12 protein-coding genes, 1 other RNA gene and 1 pseudogene are annotated in these 11,379 nt (G+C 41.1%); 8 read left to right on the forward strand and 6 right to left on the reverse strand.

Annotation, left to right across the window (positions count from 1 at the left end):
- From TOL9009_RS48495 to TOL9009_RS0122140, 8 genes are all read left to right on the forward strand, one after another.
- The coding region (locus tag TOL9009_RS48495) for a hypothetical protein (protein WP_038296520.1) at window positions 1–187 on the forward strand (187 nt) is incomplete at its 5' end.
- Between the two features lie 27 nt (window positions 188–214).
- Window positions 215–625 (forward strand): hypothetical protein, encoded by a 411-nt coding sequence (locus tag TOL9009_RS0122110; protein WP_029634689.1) that lies wholly within the window; start codon window positions 215–217, stop codon window positions 623–625.
- A gap of 499 nt (window positions 626–1,124) precedes the next feature.
- Window positions 1,125–1,694 (forward strand): Uma2 family endonuclease, encoded by a 570-nt coding sequence (locus TOL9009_RS0122115; protein WP_051502989.1) that lies wholly within the window; start codon window positions 1,125–1,127, stop codon window positions 1,692–1,694.
- Between the two features lie 354 nt (window positions 1,695–2,048).
- Window positions 2,049–3,059: a DUF2235 domain-containing protein gene (locus TOL9009_RS0122120; RefSeq protein WP_029634691.1), complete on the forward strand. Its 1,011-nt coding sequence runs from the start codon at window positions 2,049–2,051 to the stop codon at window positions 3,057–3,059.
- Between the two features lie 81 nt (window positions 3,060–3,140).
- Complete coding sequence (locus tag TOL9009_RS0122125) at window positions 3,141–4,769, forward strand: peroxidase family protein (protein WP_029634692.1); 1,629 nt, start codon at window positions 3,141–3,143, stop codon at window positions 4,767–4,769.
- Window positions 4,770–4,981: 212 nt separating this feature from the next.
- Window positions 4,982–6,163, forward strand: a complete 1,182-nt coding sequence (locus tag TOL9009_RS0122130) for a catalase family protein (RefSeq protein ID WP_029634693.1) — start codon at window positions 4,982–4,984, stop codon at window positions 6,161–6,163.
- Window positions 6,164–6,533: 370 nt separating this feature from the next.
- A complete protein-coding gene (locus tag TOL9009_RS0122135; RefSeq protein WP_029634694.1) occupies window positions 6,534–7,274 on the forward strand; it encodes a cytochrome c biogenesis protein CcdA in 741 nt (246 codons plus the stop codon).
- A 3-nt stretch (window positions 7,275–7,277) separates the two neighbouring features.
- Entirely contained in the window at window positions 7,278–8,681 is a 1,404-nt protein-coding gene (locus TOL9009_RS0122140; RefSeq protein ID WP_029634695.1) for a cytochrome c biogenesis protein, read from the forward strand.
- A 65-nt stretch (window positions 8,682–8,746) separates the two neighbouring features.
- Here TOL9009_RS0122140 and TOL9009_RS40110 read toward each other — a convergent pair.
- The 6 genes and pseudogenes from TOL9009_RS40110 to TOL9009_RS0122165 all read right to left on the reverse strand — a co-directional run.
- Window positions 8,747–9,094, reverse strand: a pseudogene (locus TOL9009_RS40110) (hypothetical protein); the annotation flags it as partial.
- A 101-nt stretch (window positions 9,095–9,195) separates the two neighbouring features.
- Window positions 9,196–9,609: a preQ(1) synthase gene (gene queF / locus TOL9009_RS0122150; RefSeq protein WP_029634696.1), complete on the reverse strand. Its 414-nt coding sequence runs from the start codon at window positions 9,607–9,609 to the stop codon at window positions 9,196–9,198.
- Between the two features lie 225 nt (window positions 9,610–9,834).
- On the reverse strand, window positions 9,835–10,257 hold the full coding sequence (locus TOL9009_RS0122155) for a hypothetical protein (protein ID WP_029634697.1): 423 nt from the start codon (window positions 10,255–10,257) through the stop codon (window positions 9,835–9,837).
- A 116-nt stretch (window positions 10,258–10,373) separates the two neighbouring features.
- A complete protein-coding gene (locus tag TOL9009_RS0122160) occupies window positions 10,374–10,754 on the reverse strand; it encodes a phasin family protein (RefSeq protein ID WP_029634698.1) in 381 nt (126 codons plus the stop codon).
- Window positions 10,755–10,779: 25 nt separating this feature from the next.
- Window positions 10,780–10,876, reverse strand: an RNA gene (gene ffs, locus TOL9009_RS42640) — signal recognition particle sRNA small type.
- A gap of 37 nt (window positions 10,877–10,913) precedes the next feature.
- Window positions 10,914–11,180 (reverse strand): YciI family protein, encoded by a 267-nt coding sequence (locus tag TOL9009_RS0122165; RefSeq protein ID WP_029634699.1) that lies wholly within the window; start codon window positions 11,178–11,180, stop codon window positions 10,914–10,916.
- Between the last annotated feature and the right edge of the window lie 199 nt (window positions 11,181–11,379).

The following is an 11,379-nucleotide window of genomic DNA, read 5'->3' on the forward strand; positions in this document are numbered from 1 at the left end:
CGCTCTTAACCCGCGCAATGCAGTGGCTCCCCAACCCCTCCCCGCAGGCGGGGAGGGGAGACAAAGCGTAGCTTTGGCGGGGTGGGGTTCTTGGGATACCGAGAAATTACTGGTATTAGCTGAAAATTTTATGAGAAAAATTGTGAGTTACGCTGAACCAAAATGCCATTTAATTAGGGCAAACTAGCTTTAGAAGTATCTTAAAAATAAATTTATGGCTCGTCAAAAGAGAACATCCCGCGTTTTAGAAAAAGCTCACTTAAGATTCTCTGGGCTGAAATCTATTGTTCCAGATATCAAATTTGATGAGGATTATAATCTGGAAAAAATGATGGTGTCAATTGAGCAGTTACGTACAAAAGTTGAAGTTTATAATACTGCTTTGTCTGTGGTTGATTCTTCTATAACTGAAATTGAAGAAATGGAACAAAACTTACGTCAGTTTTGTGAGAAGATGTTAATGATAGTTGCTATTAAATACGGCAAAGACAGCCGCGAATATGAAATGGCGGGTGGTGTTCGTAATAGCGATCGCGTCCGCAAAATCAGAGCAAGCCGCTTAAAATCTCTTGCCGAAAAAGCATCAGATGAGAATGCTAAAGCTGTTCATGCCGATTTTATATGAAGATGCATATAATTTAGCCTGCGTGTGCCTGCTTTGTACGCGCAACGCCCCAGGCTTCCAGCCTGAGAGGATGTTTGAAAAGTCCTCTCGTCGGTAACAAAACGTTTTAGATCCCCCTAAATCCCCCTTTTTAAGGGGGACTTCAAGAGGTTTCCCCCCTTTTTAAGGGGGGCTAGGTCGGTAACAAAACGTTTTAGATCCCCCTAAATCCCCCTTTTTAAGGGGGACTTCAAGAGGTTTTCCCCCCTTTTTAAGGGGGGCTAGGGGGGATCAGCCAGTGCTTAAAATCACAGCCAACCACTTTTCAAACACCCTCTGAGGGCGTTAATGTGCAGCCTCACATAGAATTGGTATTACTAAAAACTTTTTATAATTATAGGACTTACGCATAATTATGGGAAAACGAACCGCAGAGTACGCAGAGAACACAGAGAAATAAGAGTTCGAGAGAGTTTTTGCGTAAGTCCTAATTAATAATGTCTCAAGTCAGAAAACAACAATGCTAACTTCTACTGAAGGAATTCAAGAAACGACATCACCACAATCTCAAGTTTTTTCTTTAGAAGATTTTCTCAATCATCCTTTAGAAAACATGGAATGGGTTGATGGTAAACTTATTGAGAAAACAGGTATGACATTACGGCACAGTCTAATTCAAGCTAGATTAGCACGTTCATGGGGAAATCATATGCTCTCCAGCGGTCAAGGTGGAGAAGTCTACACAGAAGCGCTTTGTCGAACTAATAAACAAGGTCGTCGTCCTGATGTTTCTTACTTAACTCCGGAACTATTGACGCAATATGCTAATGCAACTTCTTTACCCCAAAGCTTTCCGTTAATTGCCGAAATAGCTTCTCCTGATGATAGCGCTGAAGAGTTATTTGCTAAGGCAAAAGAATATTTAGAATCAGGTTGTCAAGAAGTTTGGCTGATCTATCCGGAAACGTTATGGATTATCATTATCACTTCCGAAAAACATTTATTATTAAGTCTTGGAGAAAATGTGACTACTCAAACTGTTCTCCCAGGCTTTAGTCTGGCAATTGATGAAATATTAGCATTTTCCTAATTTTCAATAGAAACAAGAAGTGGAAAAGATTTAGAGACCACCAATTTACACGCTCTCTCTACGTCCCTTGCGCGTCTCAAAGAAAGGGAAGGGTAGTTTTAACCTTAGATTCCGCACCCCCCACTTTCACAATCGGTTTTTTCGGTTTTTATCCCCTATGTAAGGCTATATTTTCTACGAAACGAGAGAAATATTGTTGGGCGATCGCGTTGATCCCAATTTTGAAACGTCCACAATTAGTAGTGTGACAGACATATGTTAATATTTTTTAAATACGTTAGTTTTGGCTCTATACTAAACCCACATTTTGAGAAAAAGTTGATTTAATGACTTAAAGAGTGTGAACATGGAATAATGAAACGTCTTGTTGTATGCTGTGATGGAACCTGGCAAAACTTAACCAGTCCTTGCCCAAGCAATGTGGTTAAGCTGGCTCAATCCGTGAAATCAATCGCCGATGACGGGGTTACACAGGTCATATTTTATGACGAGGGCATTGGAACCGACGGTTACAAGATTTTAGGCGGAGTTGCCGGACTCGGAATCGATAAAAATATAGAAGATTGCTATCGATTTCTTAGTCTCAACTATGTTGATGGTGACGAAATCTATCTGTTTGGCTTCAGTCGCGGTGCTTACACAGTTAGAAGTCTAGCGGGGATGATCTATTGCTCAGGTCTTTTAGACCGTCCCCATGTCACCAAAGCACATCAAGCTTACGAGCTTTACCGTAACCGGGGTGTTAAACCCAGCGATAAGGAAGCAACGGAATACCGTCAAACTTACGGCGCTCGCGTCCCTATCATCTTGCTTGGTTGTTTTGACACCGTTGGTGCCCTTGGTATTCCTGGATTACCCGCCTTCAGACAGTTGCACGATCAACTGAATAAGCGCTACAGATTCCATGACACTACTTTAAACAAATTTATTCAGAATGCATTGCACGCTGTGGCGATCGACGAAATCCGTGAAGTCTTTGATGTAACTCCCATGAAAAAGCATCCTGACGCTGAAAAGCAACGGGTGATTCAAAAGTGGTTTCCAGGTGAGCATGGTTGCGTTGGTGGTGGAACTGAAGAAAACAGGGGCTTATCAGATGCTGCTTTACAGTGGATGATTGATTCCATCACTCAACTAGGATTAGGGCTTGACTTAGATCCAAAAGTAATTCCCGGAGGCATCAAGTTTAAGCCTGATTCTGACTTTAACAACAATGTTGGATTCTTTAAATTGGCAGGAATCAAGTTTCGTGATGTCGGGGATGCCATTGAAGATATTCATGAAACCACGATTGAGCGTTTGAAAAGTCGCAAAGACTATCGACCCAAGAATCTACAAAAGATTATCGACAAACTAATAAATTAGGTTGAATGAATTTCGATAATCGAAGCAGAGAATTTAGGGTGCATTGAAGAAACAATTTGAAAAAAGAAAGGAAAAACAATTATGACTACCAAAAGAGACACATCCAAAGACGGGTTTGAGAACCAACTTCAGACATTCGTTTTAACAAACTTTAAACCGATTTGGCAATTTATCCAAAGCAATAAATCTCTCAAACATAAAGTTAATAAAACTCTGATTAACAGTCTCATCTATAAAATTCCTACTCGTCCTAATCCCTACAGTATGATGACTCTAGATGAGCATATTCCTGATACGGAAATTCCGAAAAAAACAGATACTTATACTTCCTGGGAATCACTCAACGATCGCACTTACACAGGAAGACATCTACCACCAAATCCAAAGTTCAACTCTGAGGGAAATCTACCCAAAGTTGAAGACCTAGCTGTTTTATTTCGCAAAAGAGATGGTAAAACCATTTATTCTTCTAAATCAACTATGCTGTTTCCCTATTGGGTGCAGTGGTTTACTGATAGTTTTCTCCGTCTCGATCATCACAATAAATTAAAAAATACCTCCAACCATGAAATTGATTTGTCTAATGTTTATGGTTTAACCAGAAAACAATCACATCTTTTAAGAACCTTTCAAGGAGGTAAATTCAAATCTCAGAAACTCAAACGCCAAGATGGTGTAGAAGAAGAATATCCCTTATTTTATTATGCTGACCCAGCGCAGGGTAAAGTAGACCCTCAATTTGAGGGTCTTTATGAACCCATCAATGATGAAAAAAGACAGCCCGCAGATAAAAAACAATATTTGTTTGCGATGGGAGTAGAACGAGCAAATGTGCAAATTGGCTATGTCATGCTCAACACTCTATGTCTGCGCGAGCATAATCGTCTTTGTGATGAATTAGCTAAGAATTATCCAGATTGGGATGATGAAAGGCTTTTCCAAACCTCAAGAAATATTCTCATGGCGATTATTCTCAAAATCATCATGCAAGAATACATTAACCACATAACTCCCTACCACTTTAAATTATTTGCCGATCCGGGAGCTTTTACTAAGGAAAGTTGGCATCGTCCCAATTATATGGCAATTGAGTTTGACTTTGTTTATCGCTGGCATAGTGCAATTCCGGAAACTTTTAACTATAACGGCAAACCAACCCATATTGCTGCAACTCTCTGGAACAACAAGATGTTCATTGATCAAGGTTTGGGAGCATTGATGGAGGAAACTTGTTCCCAACCAGGTACAAGAATTGGTTTATTCAACACCCCTGATATATTGGTTGAGTTAACTGAATTACCTTCAATCAGACTAGGACGACAGCTACAATTAGCAAGCTACAATGATTATCGGGAATTGTGTGGTTTCCCCAGAGTGACGAAGTTTGAGCAAATTAGCGGTGATGAATTTACTCAAAAGAAACTCAAAGAATTATATGGTCATGTTGATAATATTGAGTTCTTTGTGGGACTTTACGCCGAGGATGTGCGGCAAAATTCAACTATTCCTCCTCTAGTAGCACGCTTAATTGGAATTGATGCCTTTTCTCAAGCGTTAACTAATCCTTTATTATCACCCAAGATATTCAATAAAGAGACTTTTTCTCCTGTGGGTTGGGAAATAATTCAAAACACTAATACAGTGTCAGATTTAGTTAATCGTAATGTTCCTTCATCAGGCAAGAAGTACAAAGTGACTTTTGACCTTTAAGAGATTGTATCTCTAGTGGGGTGGCAAGACTAAATTAGTGGATTATAAATCTCTGAAATATTGAGATTTGAGAAATATAAGCCAGTTTTTCTATTACACCATTTTTAGTTTTGCCATGCCACTAGGAATATCTGATAGTTGATTTTTTCAAACAAATCTCGAAGCTTGAGCGATCGCATTTGAAAATAAATCAGTTTATCCTACCTAAAAAAATGAAACTCTTTACCGAATATCCAGAAAAAGACGAAAGCAAATATTGCGCTCTCATGAGTGAACTGGTCAGAAAGAACATGGAAAATCTTTACGGGGGTGAGAATAAACAACCCGCAAAGAGAGATACCCATGCGAAAACTCACGCTGCTGTTCAAGGAACTCTAGAAATCTTTGACTTTGATGAAGCAGCAATTAAGCAAGAATTGATCAAACGCACCTCATTAACTGAAGCTCAACTGTCTGCCATTTCTTTAAAACAAGGTTTATTTGCAAAACCGAAACAATATCCGGTTTGGCTACGATTTGCTAGTGGTGCGTTTTCAGTCAAGAATGATTATGAAGGCGATACCCGCTCAATGGCTGTAAAAATAATCGGGGTAGAAGGAGAAAGATTACCCCAAAGTCACGAGTTCAAAACCCAAGATATTATTGTCCACAATACCGAACTCTTTTTTGTTAGAACCATCAAAGACTTCTACGGCTTTTTTTTGGCGATTTATCGAGCAGGATTATTTCCGCTTTTTAAGCTGTTGGTGCTTTTATGGCTAAAGTTGCATCCCTACGAATCCAATCTTTTACAAACCAGTTTCAAACGGTTTCCCAAAACTTTGCTCATTGAACGCTATTGGAGTGCTTCAGCGTATTCTTTGGGACTAAAGCCTGATTTTGACCCATCTCAACCAGGTCGAGTTCCTGTGGAATATCCGGCTGTGATCAAGTTTGGATTTACTCCGATTTCTACTCAAGCACCTCATCAAGAACTACCTCTTGAATCCAGATCAGAAAGTGAGCTTAAGGGTGTCAAAGCCTCAGGTTCAGAGGACAACTACTACCGAGAGGATATTATTCAAGCGCTAGCAAAGCCTGATGCTGAATATTTTTGGGACTTTCAAATCCAATTTCAAGCTAGCCCAGAAATGTCAATTGATGATACCACTATTCCTTGGAATGAAGAGGAATCACCCTTTTTTACAGTTGGACGTCTGACAGTTAAGCATCAGAACGTTCACTCTCCCAAAGAAGATGACTTTGGGGAAAATCTCAGTTTTTCTCCTGGGAATGGTTTAGCAGTGCATCGTCCTGTCGGTGCGATCAATCGGTTACGCAACATTGTTTATCCCATCGTTGCTAATTACCGGCACAATAAACGAGGTGTTAAATACCAGGAACCAACTGCCTGACTTTTCACAGGAATTATTATAGCGGTTTGCAGTTAAATACAATACAGACCTAACCCCCAACCCCTTCCCTACTAGGGAAGGGGAGCAAGACTCAAAGCCTCTCTCCTTGTAGGAGAGAGGTTTGGAGACAGGTCAAAACTGTACTGCACTCAAGCGAGAAGAGCAGATTTCAGGTAAATGAAGTATATATAAAACCTAAAACCTTGTAGAGACGTAGCAGTGCTACGTCTCTACGTGTATTCGATTAAAGCGATAGGGTGCTGTAAAATGCTTCCTAATTTAACTGAATCACCACATGGGAAAGTTCCAATAGTAGAAGGAATTACGCTAAAATTCAAGCAGAGTAAGCATTTTTCTCTTTATCTACCCCATGCTTGAAATCCTCCAAACCCGACTTTACGAATTAGAACAATTCGCTAACACCCTCGTTTCTAACCAATTAACACACCTAAGTTTTCTTAGCGTCGGTGTAATTTTTCTTGCTGGGTTGCTGACTAGCCTGACACCTTGTATGCTTTCCATGCTGCCTATAACTATCGGCTATATTGGCGGTTATGAGGCAAAAAGCCGTCTGCAAGCAGCTGCCCAGTCTACCTGGTTTTCTCTCGGATTAGCAACCACACTTGCGGGGCTTGGTATTATAGCAGCTTTTATAGGAAAAGTCTACGGTCAAGTAGGAATTGGTTTACCAATTATAGTTAGTATTATTGCCATTCTTATGGGGTTGAACCTACTAGAAGCATTACCTCTGCAATTCCCCTCTTTTGGTGGAATGGACTGGATTTCTCAAGAATTACCCCAAGGATTGCGTTCTTATTTAATTGGAATGACTTTCGGTGTCGTTGCTTCTCCTTGCAGTACACCTGTTTTAGGTAGCTTACTGGGTTGGGTAGCCAGTACGCAAGACTTAGTTTTAGGCGCGGTTTTGCTACTTTCATATACAGCGGGTTATGTAGCACCCTTGATTTTGGCGGGTACTTTTACTGCTTCAATTAAGAAGTTGCTCGAAGTGCGTCGTTGGTCTGGTTGGATTAATCCAGTTAGTGGAGCGCTGTTGGTAGGATTTGGTGTCTTTTCTTTAATGTCGCGGATTCCCTTGGGAAATTTTTAATCAATGACTTTAGACAATACAACTGTAAAAGAATCAAGTTCGTCGTCAGCATTTGGGCGGTTTTTCCGGACTGAATTTTTAAGAGTGCTGACAGATTTACGATTAGCAATTGTGATGTTCCTTGCGATCGCCCTCTTCAGCATCGCCGGCACAGTCATTGAACAAGGTGAATCTCATGGATTTTACCAGACAAACTACCCCGAACACCCGGCTTTATTTGGTTTCCTAACTTGGAAAGTAATTCAGGTTGTCGGTTTAGACCACGTATATCGTACTTGGTGGTTTCTCTCATTACTTATTTTATTTGGCACCAGTTTAACCGCTTGTACTTTTACCCGTCAGCTACCAGCTTTAAAAGCTGCCCGTCGTTGGAAATTTTACGAAGAACCGCGACAATTTCAAAAACTCACTTTGAGTGCTGAATTAGATACGGTTTCCCTATCTTCCCTCACTCCACTTTTACAGCAACGCCGCTACAAGATTTTTTCCGAACCAGAAAAAGATAATATTCTTTACGCTCGTAAAGGCATAGTCGGACGCATTGGACCAATTATAGTTCATGTTGGCATGGTGACTATTCTTTTAGGTGCCATTGTAGGCGCATTGACTGGTTTTAAAGCACAAGAAATGGTTGCTAGTGGCGATACTTTTCAGGTGCAAAATATCATTGATGCGGGACCTTTAGCCGCGTCAATTTCCAAAGATTGGTCTGTCAAAGTCAATCGTTTTTGGATTGATTACACCCCTTCGGGCGGAATTAACCAATTTTACTCAGATTTGTCTATTTTAGACAGTCAGGAAAAGGAAATTGACCGCAAGACGATTTTTGTTAATCAACCTCTGCGTTATCGTGGCATAACTTTGTACCAAACTGATTGGGGTATTGCTGCCGTGCGCGTCCGAATTAACAAAAGTCCGATTTTCGAGCTACCAATGACGCAACTTAATACTAAGACTAAAGGGCGCATTTGGGGAACTTGGATTCCGACAAAACCCGATTTAAGTGCAGGTGTTTCGCTGCTAACAAAAGATTTGCAAAACACGTTATTAATTTACGATTCAACTGGTAAGCTAGTTAGTACTGTGCGTGCTGGTGCGACAACGGAAGTTAATGGAGTGACGTTAAAAGTTCTTGATGTCATTGGTAGCACTGGCTTGCAAATTAAAGGAGATCCAGGTATTCCGGTTGTTTATACTGGATTCGCTTTGCTAATGCTGGGTGTGGTGATGAGTTACTTTTCCCATTCACAAATTTGGGCTTTGCAAAAAGGCGATCGCTTATATGTGGGTGGTAAAACTAATCGCGCTCAAGTTGCTTTTGAACAAGAGATTTTGGATATTTTAGATCAATTAAGTTCACCAACTCCAAGTGAGGAACCTAGTATTCTGACAGAAAAAATTAGCTAAAAAAAAGCGATCGCGATCGCGCAGCGTCTCGGAGAGAAGTGACTCAATCATGAGTATCGCTCACCTTACTGTGCATCTGGATCTATACCTAAAGAACGCAACTTTGCTGCAAGGACTTCTTTGCGCTGACGTTCAGCTTCAAATTGGGCGATCGCATTATCAGCCCGTTGACGTTCTTCTTCAGCTTGTTCGGAACTCCATAACAGCAAATTACCCGCTTCATCCCACCATCGCAGCCAAGAAATATTTAATCCTAAGCGAGTTCCCTGCCAAATTCCCAAAAATAATTTCAATTCAGGAATCCAAAAGCGTCCTGATGATGGTTCCTGCAAAATATATTGACTATTTTCCAGATGAAACACTTCCAGCGTGACTTCATAAGGATCAAAAATCACATAAGTCGGAATTTGCAATGGGTAGAATAAAGTCGTCTGGGAGTTTTTCCCAAGTCACTACAGGGGTTTGCTGCTGGGGTGTGGTGAGTAGAACCATATAAAGATAAGGTGCGTTTAGTTTACGACTTTTGATGATGCACTTCAACGACAGTATGCACATTACCGCGTGGTGTAAAATCTGCTTTGACAGTCACTTCTAAGGGGTCACAAGCGGCAACAAAGTCATCTAAAATTTGATTTGCAGATTCTTCGTGGGAAATATAGCGATCGCGGTAACTGTTAATGTACAGCTTTAACGCCTTTAATTCCACTACTCGCTCATCAGGCACATAGCTAATATAAATCGTTGCAAAATCAGGATAACCAGAAAAGGGACATTTACAAGTAAATTCCGGTAAAGAAATATTAATATTGTATCGCCGACCAACACGCGGATTCGGAAATGTAATTAATTGTCCTTCTGCTATTTCGCGTTCACCATACTTCATTTCTTCACTTGACTCAGATGCAGTTTCTGGTAACGAGTTAGTCATAAAATAAATAGCTTAACTAAATTATTAAAAATTTTTCGAGCCTCTCTCTTCGCCGACACCGCCGAGTGGACTCACCGCAACGCGCTGCCTCGGCTACACAAACCAAGCCCACCTACGTGGGCTAAAACCCTATTTTTTCCTAGTCCGCGCAGGCGGACTTTGTTTGTATAGCCGCATCCTTCTAGGGTGTCGGTGGGATTTGAAAACACGTTTTAATTCCCCTTTCTAAAAATCCTCATCTCTAAATCCTAAATCTTGCTGTTCCCAGTCTGGGCAATTCTCATCTTCATATCCTTCGGGATGCATCGCACAAACCAGCAAGTTACCACCATAAACTTGACCGTGGTAGTTACGACAACCAATGCAAGCGGGATTTTCTTGGCTTGTTGCTTCAACTGAATAAGGAAAAGCTGGGTCTACATCGCCAACAACTTCTTCGAGTCCCCAATATACTTCTAAAATTGGTTCAGCCAAATCTTGTAAATACTGGTCAACTTCAACACCAATGCTATTTTGTAATTGATCGCTAATTTCTTCAGTTAGGTCAAAAAAGGCATCCACCATGTCACCCATTCCCAAGAAGAAGCGATCTACTTCATCTGCAACAGTTTCTATCATTTCCGCGATATCTTTTTGCCAGTTTTCCATAAGATTAACGCCGTTACTAGCTTTCTACAGGGCGCTTCGTGCTCAATGGATATAAGCACTATATTACACCCTGAGAAATATGTATTAATTTCTGAATTGTAACGCGGTATTCATAACTACTTATCGCGTTGCAGTCGTTTTAACTCTTCTTGCAGTTTTCGCACTTCTTCACTCAATTCATCAACATCGTCAGTTGATGCTTCTTTCATTGTTGGCTCATCGTCTTCTAAAATTTCAATGCGACGCGGTTCCGAGGGGCGTTTTTCTGGAGTGGTAGCATCAGATGGTGGTTGCTGTTGAGCTTGCTTCATCATCTCTTCGACGAAGCGGCGGGCTTCTTCTGTATTCATTTCGCCTTTTGCAACCATTTCATCTGCCAGTTTTTGGACTTGCGATCGCAGTTCGGCTAATTTTCCCCCTGCTTTCTCACCCGCGTAAGAAGCTAACCCGACACCGAGGTAAAAAGCTTTTTGAACAATATCTCCAAAACCAGGCATTGCAGAGACGCGCTCCTAAAAATTGGGCGACCCGGAGACTACGCCTACTACAAGCATCCCGTATTGCTGCCACCTTCCGGTTCTGACAAGATTTGGGCGTTGGAGTCGCATAGTTCCAGGTCACTAACAATCATAACACACTTATTTACTAGATGTGTGTTATTCGACTACAATCCGCCATTCGTAAAGCTGGTAATTGACGCAGCCATTTTGCACCAAGGGATCGAGAGCGACAATCGCTTTTGCCTCATCCATTGAAGCAGCTTCAAACAGCAACATACCCCCTCCCATCTTTGCCCAGTAGCCCGATCGCGCTTTGTGTCCTTTGGCTATCAAATCTTCAACATAAGCTTTGTGAGCGGGTACGTATTGGTCAAAGATGTTTTTATCGACTTTGCCCTCTTCAATCTTGACAAACCAAGGCATCTACTTGCTTCCTCTCGAATTTTCGTTTGTAATACCTACTAGGCAATACTTTCATCATCTCAAATTGCCAGCCCGTAGATAGTATCATTCGTTGCCAGCTGTACTTTATAATCTAAAATGCTATGATACCAAGTCCGGATAATTAGCTATGATTCCCACAGTCATTGCACCCCACCCCCAACCCCTCCCCGCAAGCGGG

The sequence above is a fragment of the [Scytonema hofmanni] UTEX 2349 genome, from assembly GCF_000582685.1.
GTDB lineage: Bacteria > Cyanobacteriota > Cyanobacteriia > Cyanobacteriales > Nostocaceae > Hassallia > Hassallia hofmanni.